This window comes from Magnetospira sp. QH-2, assembly GCF_000968135.1.
In the GTDB taxonomy this organism is placed as follows: Bacteria; Pseudomonadota; Alphaproteobacteria; order Rhodospirillales; family Magnetospiraceae; genus Magnetospira.
Genome location: NZ_FO538765.1, coordinates 1240659 through 1254745 on the forward strand (window position 1 = coordinate 1240659; position 14087 = coordinate 1254745).

Genomic DNA, 14087 nt, shown 5'->3' on the forward strand with positions numbered 1-14087 from the left:
GCGACATGAACTCCAATGAAACGCGCACCTTCGGTGACTGGACCCTGACCGTTGTGGTGGGCGATCCGCCTTTCTATGAGAACGGTTTCCTGATTTCTCATGACCCCAGCGGTGATACCGCCGCTGTGGACCCGGGCTGCGCCGCCACCAAATTCACCAATCCGGTCGCCTTGGCCGGGGGCAAGCTGACCCAGATCCTGCTCACCCATGGTCATCCGGATCATGTGAGCGGCGTCGCGGAATTGCAGCGGGTGATCAAGGGGCCCTGCCATGTGCACGCCGACGAAAAACCGGTGATCGAGGTCGGATCGGCGCTGGCCGGCTCTTTCGGCATGAGCGGCTTTGAATCCCCCAGCGACTGCACCTGGTTCGACGACAACCCCACGCTGACCATTGGCGGTCAGCCGGTCGGTGTCATCAACTCCCCCGGCCATACCCCGGGCGGCGTGGTGTTCGTGTTTCCCGGTTTCGCCCTCACCGGCGACACCTTGTTCGCCCAGGGCGTCGGCCGCACTGACCTGCCCGGCGGCGATGGCGCCACTTTGGGGCGGTCCATTGACAAGGTGCTGAAAGAACTGCCCGGCGACACGGTGATGTACAGCGGCCACGGCCCCAGCTGGACCGTCGACGAGGCCCGCCCCTGGTGGACCTGGGCCAAGGATGCCTATGGGTTGGGGTGAGTGAGGGGGATGGCGGAAAGCCATCGGCTCTGTCTTCTTCTATGCCGACGGCAGCGTAAAGTGGAATGCTGAGCCTTGGTCATCTCCTTTTGACTCCACCCAGATCCGGCCACCGAAACGCTCGACGATCTTGCGGCAAAGCGCCAGCCCGATACCGGTGCCTTCGAACTGATCGTCGGTATGGAGCCGTTGAAAGATCTTGAAAATCCGTTCCTGGTATTCCGGCGCCACCCCCATGCCGTTGTCGGCAAGGATGAAATGCCAGGCATCACCGCTGGGCTGCACGGATAAGGTAATCTCCGGCCTCCGCCCCTCCATACGATACTTCAAGGCGTTTTCCAGGAGGTTCTGGAATAGTTGGACCAATTGTCCCTCTTCGCCGCGAACTTCGGGCAGAGGCGCAGTTAGCTCTACCTTGGCGCCTGTTTCGGCTATGCGGGAGGCAAGAACGTCCAGACTCTTGGTCCAGACACCGGCCATGGAGACTTTTTCCGTCGGGAGATCAGAAGCATCAAGGCGCGAGAAGCGAAGCAAATTCAGAATGAGTGCGGACATGCGCCGACTGGCATCGGCGGCAAAGGCGATGAATACCTTGCCGTCTTCGTCCAATTGGGGCGCATATCGTTGCTCCAGCAATTGCATGTAGCTGGTGACCGTGCGCAGAGGAGTCTGTAGATCATGGGAGGCCAGATAGACAAATTGTTGGAGCTCCTCGTTCGACCGTTTGAGTTCTCGCTCTCTTTGGTGAAGCTGCATTAGGCGCTGTTCCTGGGCCTCGGCCATGGCATTGAAGCTGCGACCCAGACTGTCAATCTCATCGCCGCCGGGGCGTGTCGACAGGCGTTCAGCCGAGCCCTGGCTTGCCAGGGTCTCTGCTGTCTGGGCCACGACCCGAAGCCGTCGGGTCAGCCAAAAACCGAGCAGGGAAAATAGCAGCGTCGAGGTCATCACGGCGGCAGCCAAAATCAGCATGGCCGCCGTTTTCATATTGACGCGCGCCTCGTTGAACCGGTCCGTGGAAAGACCGTAGTAAAGACGCCCGTAGACTTGTCCGCCCAGGGAAACCGGTACAGAGGTATGCCAAACGGCAACTTCGGCCTTTCCCGGCAGACCCGGCGAGGGCCTCGGCGGCGTGCTTTTCCACCCACTGCGCGCCATGACATTGCCCTGGCGGTCCGTTAGCAGGAGGTACCGGATATCGTCGTGAGACTGAAGGGTTTCCAAGGTATCTTGCACCGTGGCGGTGTCCCGTTCGACCAACGGTACCGCGGTGGCGGCCGCCAGCAGATGCCGAAGCTCGGCCAGCCGCGAGATGGTTTGTTGTTCATAAAAATCTTCAAGGATATTTCTGTCACTGTAGAACAGAGCCAGCAGCATGGCGGTTTCCACTGCCAGGCCCGCTAGGAGCAGCTTGAATCCGAAAGAATGAAAGATGGCCCGCAGCATGACAGGTACGACCTCGCCCTAACGGCTTTCCAGAGCCTTACGGACCGGATCGAGATAACGGTCAAGGATAGTCAGATCATCGCTGGCAACCGGAATGATGTGACCGTATCCGGTGGCCTTGGCGAAGGCTTGCCCCGCATCGGAGCGGGCGAATTCAAAAAGCGCGGACTGGACGGCTTTGACTTCCGCTTCGGGCACTTCAGGAGCGGCAAGGAATAAGATGAAAGCCGCCACGTCCACCGTATTGCCAATCACCCGCAGGCGCTCGGTGGTTTCCGGGGCCATGCTGGCCATGGTTTTGTACCAGACCAGGGCCGCGTCGGCCTCGCCGTTGAGTACCGACAGGACCGCCGTATTGTGGGAGGGTCTTTTCTCCAAATGAACGGTCTTTCCCGGCTCCAGTCCGGCATCGATCAGGGCCTCGGCGCCCATCATGGTGATGATGGCCAGCGGATCCGGCGTGGCCACGGTCAAGCCGCGCAGGTCGGCGAGGTTCTTCGCAGGCGCGTCCTTCTTGGCCAGAAAGGTACCCCGCAGAACGGCCTTCATTTGAGCCAGAACCCGGTAGCCGTCATCCACCTCGGCCAGGCGACCGAAGTGGGGAACATCGAACATGAAGCGATAGCCATGGTCGCGGGTTTTCAGGGCAAAGGCCTTGAAGTCCGTGGCGGTGACGAAAAAGGTCGGTCGCCCAAGGCTGCGCTCAAGATGCTGGCGCATAGGCTCGTACTGCTCGAACAGGACCCGCGTGCTGTAATAAGGGGTAATGCCGATTTCAAGGGATTGTGGTTGGTCCGCTCGGACGGCCCCGGAAGGCATCAAAAAACACACAAGAATAGCTGCGCAGCGCAGCCACGACCAGTTTGTCATTGTCTCGTTTCCTCTGCATGGCCAGGTTTTCCCGGTCCAGTTCCTTCCCGTGGTTAACATAACCAATCGTTGGGAAGTCGCCTAGGGTCTTCGTGGAATTGGTGATTTTTTAAGAAGCGGGGGAATGAGCCAAGACACCGAATAGGTCATAGTCATCCGTCTCTTCCACCACCGCCTTGACCAGATCCCCCGGCTGAACACCGGTCAAACCGTCCAAGTGAAACTGTCCGTCAATTTCCGGGGCGTCGGCGGCAGTGCGACCGATGGCACCATCCTCGTCCACATGATCGATGAGCACGTCGCAGGTTTTTCCGACTTTGGCGGCCATGCGCTCTGCGGAGATTTGCCGTTGCAGTTCCATCAACCGGTGCCAACGTTCTTCTGTCTCGTCAGGATCAATGGGATCGGCCAGGTCGTTGGCCTTGGCGCCTTGGACAGGCTCGTACTTGAAGCAGCCGACCCGGTCCAATTGCGCTTCTTCCATCCAGTCCAGCAGGTCCTCGAACTCGTCCTCGGTCTCGCCGGGGAAACCGACGATGAAAGTGGAGCGCAGGGTCAGATCAGGGCAGATGTCGCGCCAGGTTTTGATGCGGTCCAGCACCTTCTCGCCGTGGGCCGGGCGGCGCATGGCCTTGAGCACCCGGGGATTGGCATGCTGGAAGGGGATGTCCAGATAGGGCAGGACCAGCCCCTCGGCCATCAACGGGATGAGTTGATCCACATGGGGGTAAGGGTAGACGTAGTGCAGCCGCACCCAAATGCCCAGTTCTCCCAAGGCGCGCGCCAAGTCTGTTGCATGGGCACGCACATTGCCGCCCGCCCAGGTGCTGCTGGCGTGTTTGAGATCCAGGCCATAGGCGCCCGTATCCTGGGAGACCACCAGCAATTCCTTCACCCCGCCGATGGCCAAGGCTTCGGCCTCGGCCAAGATGTCGGCGGCCGGGCGGCTGACCAATTTGCCACGGATATCGGGGATAATGCAGAAGCTGCATTGATGGCCGCAGCCTTCGGAGATCTTCAGATAGGCATAGTGGCGCGGGGTGAGCTTCAGCCCGGCGGCGGGCACCAGGTCCTGGTAAGGATCATGCAGCGGCGGCACCGCGTCGTGCACGGCATTGACCACGGCCTCGTATTGCTGCGGGCCGCTGATGGCCAGTACATCCGGATGGACGGCGCGTACCGCCTCCGGGTCTACGCCCATGCAGCCGGTGACCACGACCTTGCCGTTCTCTGCCAGGGCCTCGCCGATGGCTTCCAGGCTTTCCGCCTTGGCGCTGTCGAGAAAGCCGCAGGTATTGACCACCACCAGGTCGGCGCCGTCATAGTCCGAGGAAATCTCATAGCCCTCGGCCCGCAAACGGGTGAGGATCCGTTCGGAATCGACCAGGGCCTTGGGACAGCCGAGGCTGACCAGCCCGACGCGGGGCGGATTGCTGTTCATGGAGGAGGTTATAGGGTGGAACCCCCCGGGTGTCCAATGACGGACTCATAGCAACGTTTGAGTAATTCATGCTTCGACAAGCTCAGCATGAGGGTAACATAGAGCCCCATATCCTGAGCTTGTCGCAGGACAAGGGGCGCAGGACAAGGGGTGACGGGTGGTTTGTCAGCCGCCTTTGGAAAGTGCCACGTCCACCGCCAGAATTTGTTCGGCTACGGAAATGGGGATCTCCGAGGTGATCTCCAGACCTCGGTCCTCAAACACATCGCTGCCCATATGCTCGAACTGCCAATCGCGAATGGCGCGGTCACGTTGTTCGACAAGCTTGGCGATTTGCGGCTGAAACAACTGCAGGATGGCGGTCAGCCAGATGTTCACCGGCCAGGAAGGAGGAACCATGTCCATCTCAAAGCGGTCGATCATGGCGATCACATCCTCTGCGGCATACCAGTTTTCGGCGGTCACCCAGCGATTGGTGGTGAACAGCCCGATGGGGACGCCGGCATTATCCATGGAGATGGCGATCAGGTGGCTCAGCTTGTCTTCGCGCTCGTCCATATAGGTCGCGTGGCTCTGTTCCACTGGCGCCATGCCCTTGGTCATGCCCGCAGCGCGCAGAAAGGTATGGAAGTGGCCATGCTCGCCGGTTCGATGGGCGTGATAGTAATACTGGCTGGCGCTGGCCGGGTCGAACACGTCGCCCGGCGGATAGTGATCATATTCGTAAAAGGTGCCCTGTCCCTTGAGCACCTCGCCGACAATGTTGTCGTCGGTTTTTTTTAGCACCCGCAGGCATTCGGTGATCCGGTCCCCAGCCTCGGCCATGCGCTGTAGCCGGTCGCGGGGCAAGCCGTTGAGGTCCATGAGGAGTCCTTTCCGCCTCGAATCGCCATTGAAATGAGTCCTGGCGGTCAGTGTAGCAAAAAAAACGGGCCGGCATGACCCGGCCCGCTTGATTCCCGAAGCAAGGCTTACATGGGTTTGCAGGGATTCTTGGCGGCACAAGGGTTCTTGGCAGCACAGGGATTGTGCTTCGCCGCGCAAGGATTGCAGGGGTTGCACGGGTTGTACTTCTTCTTGGCGGCACAGGGATTGTGCTTGGCGGCACAAGGGCTGCAAGGATTGTGCGCCTTTTTGGCCTTACAGGGGCTGCAATAGGCCAACTGCACAGGCATCTTGGCCTGGGCGGTGGGTAATGTATCGGTGGCGGCCGATCCGGCGAGAGCGGCGACACCGATGGCGGTGGCGGTGAGCGTTTCTTTGAACATGGAAAGTCCTCTTTGCAAGAAAAGTCAAAACGGTTTCAGGGGAACCCGGAAGGGGTACGGAAGGCCGTTTGTCGGTCTGTCCGGTTTTTGATCCCTCCGGGCGGTCTGTCGTGTTATTTGCGCACCTCTTCGGGCAGGAACATCAAGGAGTCCTGATCCTCGGCCACGGCGCCATGGCATTCGTGGCAGAAGGCCATGCCCGGATCGTTTTTGGCCTTGGTCTTACCGAACACCGATCCGTCGGGCAGAATCATGGTGTAGCGCCAGTCATCGGTGGCCTTGTTGAAGCCCGATGCCATCTTCTCCATGACAAACAGCGGTCCGACGCCCACCTTGCCGTGGGGCGAGACGGTGAAGCTGTCCTTGGCGATGACCGTTCCAGCCGGGGCCTTGCCGATGTTCTCGTATTGGCGATAGGCCGCCGCGCCGGTCTTGTTGACCCAATTGTTGACGTAGCGATCGCCATGGGTGGCCGCCTGATAGGGGGCCGTGGCGACATTATCCCAGCCGGTGTAATTGACCACCGAAGCCTCGCCGGACCCGCCATAGGCAGCGCGCATTTCCGGCAAGATGCACTTGTAGGCAGCCTGGGCTTCGGCGTTGTTCAACTCCGGAACCTCGGCGGCTCCGCCACAGGGATTGCAAGGATTGGCCGGGCCGCAAGGGTTCGCTGCGGCACAGGGATTCTTGGCCGCGCCGCAAGGGTTCGCTGCGGCACAGGGATTCTTGGCCGCGCAAGGATTGCAGGGGTTTTTAGTCGCACAAGGATTGCAGGGGTTTTTGGTCGCGCAAGGATTGCAGGGATTCTTCGCCGCGCAGGGATTGCAGGGGTGGCAGGACCCATGGGCCTTGGCCAACCGCGGCACCACGCAATGCTTGGACCAGGCCCCACCCGCCGCCGCACAGGGATTACAGGGATTGCAGGGGTTTTTGGCCGCGCAGGGGTTACAGGGATTGCAGGCGGCGAGTTGCACCCCGTTCGCCGACTTGGCCTGGGCGGGCGTGTTGGCGGTGGTCAAGGCGCCAAGGACAATGAATCCGGCGGCGGCCAAAACCGGCAACGCGGTCGAGGCTTTAAGGGTCAGCGGAAATGGGTGCACGGAACTCTCCTACGGCATTGAAAAATGTAAATCTGATCTTCCGAGGATGGTCTTGTTGTGAATTAGTCGCAATTAACACTGCGTCACGGCTGCGTGAGGCGGCGTGAGGGGAAGAGAGGCTCCCATACACAAGACCGTCGGCGCCCGATCGCGCGAGAGATCCGCGAAAACAGGAAAATAAGCTTTATAAATCCAGATTAGCGGCATAAATATCATAATTATCGCCATAAATACCGATTGTGCCCCATTTTTGTTCTTGACGTGCGCCTCCTATGTTTGATATGCCGGTGAAAGTACGCCTCATGATGGGCTTGTGGGCCTTAATGGGGGGTGATGTCACAAACCATCAATGCAAAGGAGTTCCCCATGGGAAGCCTCAATAGCGCAATGCCAGACTCCGCCACCAAGGGCTCCAAGGGGGCCTCTTCGTCGGACAATTCCCTGTTTTCCTTCGGCGAAACGAGCCCAGCGCCCCGGCACCTCTTCCAGCCCCGCCCTTGCCCGCGCCGTCCCCGGACTTCGGCACGACGCCCGATTTCGGCGGCGGCTGTCATCTTATGGCTCGGACACCTCCCTGAGGGTGGGTCGCTGTTCGATGAGGTCCCAACCCTTCATCCTGAGCCCGTCGAAGGAGCCCCCGCGCCCTTGCCAGCGCCGACCCTTGCCGATCCCCTTGGCCAAGTCCGATGCGACCCCGACCCTCGGCGCCGATCCCACCGACCGCCAGACCCGGGCCTTCAACAAGCGCCAGGAGGCGGCCAACCTCAAGGCGGCCCGGGCCGATTCCGATGCCGCCTGGAAGTTCCATCAGGATAAGAAAGCCGCCGAGCAAAAAGCCGCCAGCCAGCGGATCCAGGCCCGCCGCCAGGCCAGGCCGCCGAACGCCAACAGGAGGCCCAGGCCCGCAAGACCCACCAGGCCCGCATGCAGGCCCAACAGGCCCAGGCAAAGCAGGCCCAAGCAACGCAGGCCCAGGCAACCCAGGCCCAGGCAACCCAGGCCCAACCCGGCTTCCTGGCCCGCAAGCTGGGCGTGACACCCGTGCGATCGGCGCCGCAACCGGCACCGCAACCCGCCATCCCGCGCAGGCCAGAGGAAACGCCCATCCGCGTCGAACAGGCCCTGGCCAAGAGCCCGCCACCACTCCAATCCGATCCCGAGGATACCTGGGACGGCATGGCGCCGCCCAAGCCGGAGGAAATCCAAGCCATCCGCGACAAGCCGGTGGCCGCGCGCACCCATGCGGATCAGCGCCGCCTCCATTGGGCCGAGGATTACTGGACCAACGAGGATATCCAGACCGAAACCACCGCGTTCTACAAGCTCAACAGCGAAGTCGGCGCGCCCACGGGTCATGCCACGGGCCATGCCCCCTTCGGCGCCGATGGCGCCCGCTCGGAAGACGCCAGGATCAACCGCCAGCGCGCCGACGATGTGATCAAGCGCCTCGGGCCCGATGCCGATCCGGACCATGTGCGCATGGTCGAGGCGCATTACGGCATCGCCAACCCAGCCTCCGACGGCGGCGGCCTCTTGGGCGGTGACTGGGTCGACGCCCAAGGAAACTGGCACGACGATAAAGGCAATCGGATCGATCTGGAGTCCATCGGAACCAAGGGTCAAGCCGATGCGCCCAAGGTCCCGTTGATGGCCGCAGCTCAAGAACAGACACAAGGGACCGGACCGGCCACCGGCAACACGTCTTCCAGTTACCCCCATTCAGCGACAGGCTTTCAGCCCGCAAGCGCTACAGGCGCGCAGCCCTTTGTGACGAATTCGCAAACACAATCCTGGTCCGATATGGGGCAGGGAAAAGCCTACCAGCCGCCTGAAACCCAGGTGGCTCAGGCGAGTCCCCCGAATAGTCCCTTGCAGGCTCCGATTGCCCCCACGCAACCGCAATCACGGGCTGATAGAACATTTCAATCTTATCGAAAGAACTTGGCTCCAAGGGAAGGTGGTTATGCAAACCGCCCTCTCAGCGTTGACAAGGGTGGTCCTACTTTAAAGGGAATGTCGCAAAAAGCTTTGGACCAGTTCAGGCAAAATTCGAAATGGAAACATCTGCCAAAGCAATCCAAGAATCTTACTAATGCTCAAATTGACCAGATATATCGGGTGGAATATTTTGATCGGCCTCAGCTCGACAAACTCGAGCAGGTACCCGGCCTTGCCCAAACAGCCCCACAATTAACAGAGCAGATCTTCGACGCAGGTGTCCAGCACGGGATCGAGGACGCGGGCAGATGGTTACAAGAGTCTCTTGATGAAGTACTTGGTACGGACCTTCGCGTGACAAATCCGAAAACAGGCCAAAAGAACTATGACGGAATTATCGGTTCTGGTACCCGAAAAACTGTTGAACAGGCAGTGCAGGCGGGAAAAATCAAAGAAGTCAATAACCGAATTGCTGCTAAGAGTCGGACTCAGAAAGAAGCTTTCGAGTTCAATCTCTTGCTAGACGCCGGGTGAGCTGGCGTATACTGGCGATGGTAATCCAAGCGACGGCGCTTTCGATGGTCGCCTCGAAATCCTTGGCCAGTCTACGACACCGACCGAGCCAAGCGAAGGTACGCTCCACGACCCAGCGCCGGGGTAGAACCTCGAAACCGTTTGCCGCATCGGAGCGCTTGATCACTTCAATGGTCCATTGTCCGATCTTTTCCAGCGCGCCGCGCAGCTTTTGTCCAGCATAGCCTCCGTCAGCGAAGACATGGCGTAGCCAAGGGAGGCGGCTGCGAAAGGAGGCGAGGATCCCGGGAGCACCGTCGCGATCCTGGATATCCGCCTCGTGCACCATGACGGCAACCATGAAGCCTTCGGTATCGGTGACGATGTGACGCTTCCGGCCTTTGATCTTCTTGCCTGCGTCAAAGCCCCGGGGGCCGCCGCTCTCCGTGGTTTTCACGCTCTGGCTGTCGATCACTCCGGCACTTGGGGAGGCCTCCCTGCCCATCGCCTCGCGTGCCGCCATGACAAGATGATGATTGATCGTCGCCCACCGACCGTCGTCGCGCCAATCGTAAAAATATCCCTGTACCGTCGAATAGGGCGGAAAGCATTTCGGCAACAGTCGCCACTGACATCCACTCGCCGCGATATAGAGCAACGCATTGACAACCTCCCGCAAATCCGTCTCGCGTGGCCGACCCAATCGGTTCGCCTCGGGTAAATGCGGCTCGATCCATTCCCATTCCTCTTGTGTCAGGTCGCTTGCATACCGGCTGTTGTTGCGCTCATACTTGGGACGAGTGGTCTCGGTCCACATCTTGTGTCTCCTTCATTGTTTGGTCACAACGATAGAATCACAAGTGACTGATTCCACTCAACTCTTTTTCAGCCAGCCTCTAAGAGGCTGGCATATATGAAAACACTGCCTGAATATCCTGGTAACCCAGGATGGCCAGGCCGAGCCCAGTATTTCGTCATTCCATGATAGCGTCTTCAATTAGGGCGAGAGGAAGAACCTCTTGCCCCATATTGATTTCTCTGGTGAATCACATCCTTTAAAATTTTCTCATAAATTTTGGATAATTGGTGTAATTGGGCGGAGTAATACTGTGTTCCACATGATGGCATACAAGCATTGTTTTCATTATATAAATTCCAATAGAATTCAGTAAAAACCAAACGTATTGCTCTGAATTTAGCTCTCAATGAATCTTCATTTTCAACTCCTTGGTAGATGAATTCTAAAGAATTTCTTACGATTTCCTCTTCAAGGCACAAAACGGTCATAACAAACCCTTCCCTGGCTTCGTCAGTGGACCCTGATCGTAGCTGCTCGGATTTTCTCCAGCATGTCTTAATAGCCGTATCCGCATCTGGAATTGCCAAGGTTTCCGCCAACAACCGCGCAGGCAGAAACAAAAGGATAGTCAGGATGATGATTCCGATAGATTGGCCAATTCTAGAGAATCCCATTTTCAAACCTCCAAGACACCAGCTTCTCCCTTAGACTAGTATATTCCGTTCTATTGCTCGTATATAGGTCGCATGGAGGGACTGTAACGGATGGCGCAATCATGCGGAAGGGCAAGAGTATTTTAGCCCGATTTCGTGGTGATATAAGGTTAAATGCCGCACATTGGTTACGGTGACGGATTACAGTAATGGCATGGACGCCCCCTTCGGCTTCGTGATGAGCCATACTGGAGGTTGTCAGCACTTTCCCGCACTGGGAGGGTCCAATGCCTGAGATGACCACAGTTGGCCTGGATCTGGCCAAAACCGTCTTCCAATTTCATGGCGCCGATGAGGCGGGCCGTCCGGTCTTGCGCAAGAAGCTGCGGCGCCCCCAGCTATAGGGTTATTTTTCCGGGCTTGAGCCCTGCCTGGTGGCCGAGCGCACCCATGCGGATCAGCGCCGCCTCCATTGGGCCGAGGATTACTGGACCAACGAGGATATCCAGACCGAAACCACCGCGTTTTACAAGCTCAACAGCGAAGTCGGCGCGCCCACGGGCCATGCCACCGGCCATGCCCCCTTCGGCGCCGACAGCGCCCGTTCGGAAGACGCCCGGATCAACCGCCAGCGCGCCGATGATGTGATCAAGCGCCTCGGGCCCGATGCCGATCCGGACCATGTGCGCATGGTCGAGGCGCACTATGGGGTGGGGGAACCGGCCCGAGCGGTCTCCATGGATGAGCAGGGCAATCGGTATGATGCCCAGGGGAATCTGATTGATCAGAATACCGGGAACGATTCCATGCATAATGCAAGAACGCTGGAGTATGTTCCCGGCCGGGACGATACGCCGCCCATAGACCTTCTCTATCGCCCCGGCGAAGATCCCGGCACCGGCATGCCGGTGGACACGAACGGCGGGAAGGGCGATATCCAGACCGAAACCGCGTTCTACAAGCTCAACAGCGAAGTCGGCGCGCCCACGGGCCATGCCACGGGCCATGCTCCCTTCGGCGCCGACAGCGCCCGTTCGGAAGACGCCCGGATCAACCGCCAACGCGCCGACCATGCTATCAAGAGCCTCGGGCCCGATGCCGATCCGGACCATGTGCGCCTGGTCGAGGCGCATTACGGCCTTTTGCCGAAACAGGAATCACAAGATACCCTCGGCGGCACGGATGGAACTGACACCTTTGGGGGCGGGGATGGAGACGATAGCCTGATCGGCGGTTCCGGCCATGACGACTTGTCCGAGGGCTCCGAGGTCCCTAACGACCAGACTCAGCCAGCACCCACTCCCGAAGATGAGTCGTACTTCGACCGCAAAACCTACCGCCAAGCCATCGAGGAACAGCGGTTGGCCTCCTGGCTCGCCGGAGGGGGGCAGCGCATCGCCGACAACCTCTCCGAAGCCTATGACCAATGGGACCCGAAATGGTCTGATCTCTACGAGATCCCGGGCTCCATGCTGAGGTCTTTCAGCAACGACATCAAAGACGCCATCGAGAACCCGGAGGACCCCTCGAAAACCCTGCCGCTGGCGCTCGAAGCAACGGGCCTCGGCGGCGCCTTCAGCCGCCTTCCCAAAGCCCTGCCGGACGGCGACGTGCTCGGCATGAGCGGTGGGCGCGGCACCTTCCAGGGGACGAAGAAGACCTGGACCCAACCCCGCGCGCCGCGCCCGGGCGAATGGGAGGCCCCGGACGGAGACCTGGACACGGGCGACATGGAGGTCATCGATCTGCTGAACCAGGGCGGCTCCCGACCCGGCCAGCCCGCCACCGGCAACCGCAATCCCGGGGGGATTCATAACCCGGATGGCATAGGGGTTGCCCATGCGGATCGGCGGCATGTGGTCACTGAGGAATATCTGGACCACCGAATTCGAACAGATGAAAAATCAAAAGGGGTAGCGTCAACCTATATCAACCAGGACTTTGCCAACAAGGCTACGACGCCTGCGGTCAGGAATGACATGCACAAAGCGAAGCGTGGAAAACACGGTAAATACGAGATTGTCACGGATCTTAATATGACAATTGGATACGTAAAGGGCTCGAAAACCAAGCGGGGAGGGAACGGAGAAACAGTGTATATCCCCCACGGAAAACCCCAGCCAACCTCACGTGTAAAAGTAGTTTTTTCGCCCGACTCCTCTAGGGCTTATGGTGTTCATATCATAACATCCTACCCGGTGCTGCCTTAGTGTGAATGGAGAATCTGAATTGACAGAAGAACGTTTTCATAAGGATTTTCCTTATTTGTATACCCTGCTGAACAGAAGCTTTGGACAGCATTGTGATGCCTTGGGGCGGCGCATGGAAGCCAAGGTCGCCTATTACCGGGTCTTGGTTGAGGACGAAGACGGGGAAAAAGTCCTGCTAGAGATCGAAGCTTTTTTGAAATCTCCTTGGACCGGGCCGGAGGCAATCAAGGAGGCGTTCAGGCAGGCAGATGTGTGGTACCCCTACGCAGAAAGACGCTACAAAGGGGCCAGCGACCCGGACAATCGGGCCATCGGGTGGATTGAACAGATCCGCGATATCTTAATGGCTCCCATGTCTGACCAGGTCCGCCGAAACGCCGCGAAACTGGTTCGGATCGGTGACGAGTTCGATTAGGGATTACGGGGATTACGGTGGGATTACGGTGACACTCCACTAATTAGCGCCGTCACCTGCCTAGTTGAGCGCATGCCCATCCACGTCGAACAGGCCCTGGCCAAGAGCCCACCACCACTCCAATCCGATCCCGATGATTCCTGGGACCGCATGGCCCCGCCCAAGCCGGAGGAAATCCAGGCCATCCGCGACAAGCCGTTGGCCGCGCGCACCCATGCGGATAAGCGCCGCCTCCATTGGGCCGAGGATTACGGGACCAACGAGGACATCCAGACCGAAACCACCGCGTTTTACAAGCTCAACAGCGAAGTGGGCGCGCCCAAGGGTCATCCTACATCTCAAGCGACCTTGCCGACTGGCTGGAAGAAAGGGGCATGGACCATGTCCGTGGCGCGCTGTACCACCCTCAGGCACAAGGCAAGATCGAGCGCTTGCATCAGACTATGAAGAACCGCAACCTGTTGGAGAACTACTATCTGCCGGAAGACCTCGAAGGGCAGATCGGCACCTTCGTCGCGCATTACAACTTGAGCCAGATCCTCCGCTACACAACAGGATTACTTGTCCCATTCATTTTGACCACGGACACAAGATCCGCCCGAAAGTGGACCAATCGTACAAGAATATTTTTTCGGCTGCTGGAACAGGGGGCTATTCAACACCGCTGACCATCCCTGTCGGCGGATTTTACGCCTGAATAAAATGCTGATTAAGATTGTATGACGTCAAAAATTACTAAATAATTGATATATAT

At 58.9% G+C, this 14087-nt stretch carries 14 protein-coding genes and 1 pseudogene; 5 read left to right on the plus strand and 10 right to left on the minus strand.

All coding sequences use genetic code 11. The features are described from left to right. Nucleotides 1-5 precede the first annotated feature (5 nt). Entirely contained in the window at nt 6-680 is a 675-nt protein-coding gene (locus MGMAQ_RS05860) for an MBL fold metallo-hydrolase (protein WP_052716165.1), read from the plus strand. Nucleotides 681-719: 39 nt separating this feature from the next. On the opposite strand, the gene MGMAQ_RS05865 is transcribed toward MGMAQ_RS05860, so the two are convergent. From MGMAQ_RS05865 to MGMAQ_RS20990, 7 genes are all read right to left on the minus strand, one after another. Continuing rightward, nucleotides 720-2126, minus strand: a complete 1407-nt coding sequence (locus tag MGMAQ_RS05865) for an ATP-binding protein (RefSeq protein WP_052716166.1) — start codon at nt 2124-2126, stop codon at nt 720-722. An 18-nt stretch (nt 2127-2144) separates the two neighbouring features. Then, entirely contained in the window at nt 2145-3056 is a 912-nt protein-coding gene (locus tag MGMAQ_RS19365) for a phosphate/phosphite/phosphonate ABC transporter substrate-binding protein (RefSeq protein ID WP_082085300.1), read from the minus strand. Between the two features lie 49 nt (nt 3057-3105). Further along, nucleotides 3106-4437 (minus strand): 30S ribosomal protein S12 methylthiotransferase RimO, encoded by a 1332-nt coding sequence (gene rimO / locus MGMAQ_RS05875; protein WP_046020809.1) that lies wholly within the window; start codon nt 4435-4437, stop codon nt 3106-3108. 165 nt (nt 4438-4602) lie between these two features. After that, nucleotides 4603-5301, minus strand: coding sequence for a hypothetical protein (locus MGMAQ_RS05880; RefSeq protein WP_046020810.1), 699 nt, complete (start codon nt 5299-5301; stop codon nt 4603-4605). A 107-nt stretch (nt 5302-5408) separates the two neighbouring features. Then, nucleotides 5409-5705 carry a hypothetical protein gene (locus tag MGMAQ_RS20645; protein ID WP_052716168.1) on the minus strand — a complete coding sequence of 99 codons (297 nt, stop codon included), beginning with the start codon at nt 5703-5705 and terminating at the stop codon, nt 5409-5411. A gap of 113 nt (nt 5706-5818) precedes the next feature. After that, nucleotides 5819-6805 (minus strand): cytochrome P460 family protein, encoded by a 987-nt coding sequence (locus tag MGMAQ_RS21540; RefSeq protein ID WP_082085301.1) that lies wholly within the window; start codon nt 6803-6805, stop codon nt 5819-5821. Nucleotides 6806-7612: 807 nt separating this feature from the next. Beyond that, nucleotides 7613-8011, minus strand: coding sequence for a hypothetical protein (locus MGMAQ_RS20990; RefSeq protein WP_158498794.1), 399 nt, complete (start codon nt 8009-8011; stop codon nt 7613-7615). Between MGMAQ_RS20990 and MGMAQ_RS20300 the strand changes: the two genes are divergently transcribed. Then, nucleotides 7982-9277, plus strand: a complete 1296-nt coding sequence (locus MGMAQ_RS20300; protein WP_082085303.1) for a glycosyl hydrolase 108 family protein — start codon at nt 7982-7984, stop codon at nt 9275-9277. The two genes, MGMAQ_RS20990 and MGMAQ_RS20300, sit on opposite strands and share 30 nt — an antisense overlap. Here MGMAQ_RS20300 and MGMAQ_RS05920 read toward each other — a convergent pair. Both MGMAQ_RS05920 and MGMAQ_RS20650 read right to left on the minus strand, forming a co-directional pair. Next, nucleotides 9252-10073 carry an IS5 family transposase gene (locus tag MGMAQ_RS05920; RefSeq protein ID WP_046020182.1) on the minus strand — a complete coding sequence of 274 codons (822 nt, stop codon included), beginning with the start codon at nt 10071-10073 and terminating at the stop codon, nt 9252-9254. The two genes, MGMAQ_RS20300 and MGMAQ_RS05920, sit on opposite strands and share 26 nt — an antisense overlap. A gap of 176 nt (nt 10074-10249) precedes the next feature. After that, the gene (locus MGMAQ_RS20650) at nt 10250-10729 is read right to left on the minus strand and encodes a hypothetical protein (RefSeq protein WP_148560863.1); all 480 of its coding nucleotides are present in this window, start codon (nt 10727-10729) and stop codon (nt 10250-10252) included. A 413-nt stretch (nt 10730-11142) separates the two neighbouring features. Here MGMAQ_RS20650 and MGMAQ_RS05930 point away from each other — a divergent pair, with 413 nt between their 5' ends. Both MGMAQ_RS05930 and MGMAQ_RS05935 read left to right on the plus strand, forming a co-directional pair. Beyond that, nucleotides 11143-12918: an RNase A-like domain-containing protein gene (locus MGMAQ_RS05930; RefSeq protein ID WP_046020817.1), complete on the plus strand. Its 1776-nt coding sequence runs from the start codon at nt 11143-11145 to the stop codon at nt 12916-12918. Between the two features lie 55 nt (nt 12919-12973). After that, nucleotides 12974-13333: a hypothetical protein gene (locus tag MGMAQ_RS05935; protein ID WP_148560864.1), complete on the plus strand. Its 360-nt coding sequence runs from the start codon at nt 12974-12976 to the stop codon at nt 13331-13333. A gap of 60 nt (nt 13334-13393) precedes the next feature. Here the strand turns inward: MGMAQ_RS05935 and MGMAQ_RS20995 are convergent, their stop codons facing one another. Then, nucleotides 13394-13570 (minus strand): hypothetical protein, encoded by a 177-nt coding sequence (locus tag MGMAQ_RS20995; protein ID WP_158498795.1) that lies wholly within the window; start codon nt 13568-13570, stop codon nt 13394-13396. Between the two features lie 86 nt (nt 13571-13656). Between MGMAQ_RS20995 and MGMAQ_RS20305 the strand changes: the two are divergent. Continuing rightward, nucleotides 13657-13860: pseudogene (locus MGMAQ_RS20305) on the plus strand (integrase core domain-containing protein); the annotation flags it as partial. Between the last annotated feature and the right edge of the window lie 227 nt (nt 13861-14087).

What these genes read in the sequence shown, in the direction of transcription:
- MGMAQ_RS20650 (WP_148560863.1), bottom strand. Translation starts at nt 10,729, where the DNA reads ATGGGATTCTCTAGAATTGGCCAATCTATCGGAATCATCATCCTGACT.
- MGMAQ_RS05865 (WP_052716166.1), bottom strand. Translation starts at nt 2,126, where the DNA reads ATGCTGCGGGCCATCTTTCATTCTTTCGGATTCAAGCTGCTCCTAGCG.
- MGMAQ_RS20645 (WP_052716168.1), bottom strand. Translation starts at nt 5,705, where the DNA reads ATGTTCAAAGAAACGCTCACCGCCACCGCCATCGGTGTCGCCGCTCTC.
- rimO (WP_046020809.1), bottom strand. Translation starts at nt 4,437, where the DNA reads ATGAACAGCAATCCGCCCCGCGTCGGGCTGGTCAGCCTCGGCTGTCCC.
- MGMAQ_RS20300 (WP_082085303.1), top strand. Translation starts at nt 7,982, where the DNA reads ATGGCGCCGCCCAAGCCGGAGGAAATCCAAGCCATCCGCGACAAGCCG.
- MGMAQ_RS19365 (WP_082085300.1), bottom strand. Translation starts at nt 3,056, where the DNA reads ATGTTAACCACGGGAAGGAACTGGACCGGGAAAACCTGGCCATGCAGA.
- MGMAQ_RS20995 (WP_158498795.1), bottom strand. Translation starts at nt 13,570, where the DNA reads ATGGAGGCGGCGCTTATCCGCATGGGTGCGCGCGGCCAACGGCTTGTC.
- MGMAQ_RS05920 (WP_046020182.1), bottom strand. Translation starts at nt 10,073, where the DNA reads ATGTGGACCGAGACCACTCGTCCCAAGTATGAGCGCAACAACAGCCGG.
- MGMAQ_RS05860 (WP_052716165.1), top strand. Translation starts at nt 6, where the DNA reads ATGAACTCCAATGAAACGCGCACCTTCGGTGACTGGACCCTGACCGTT.
- MGMAQ_RS05880 (WP_046020810.1), bottom strand. Translation starts at nt 5,301, where the DNA reads ATGGACCTCAACGGCTTGCCCCGCGACCGGCTACAGCGCATGGCCGAG.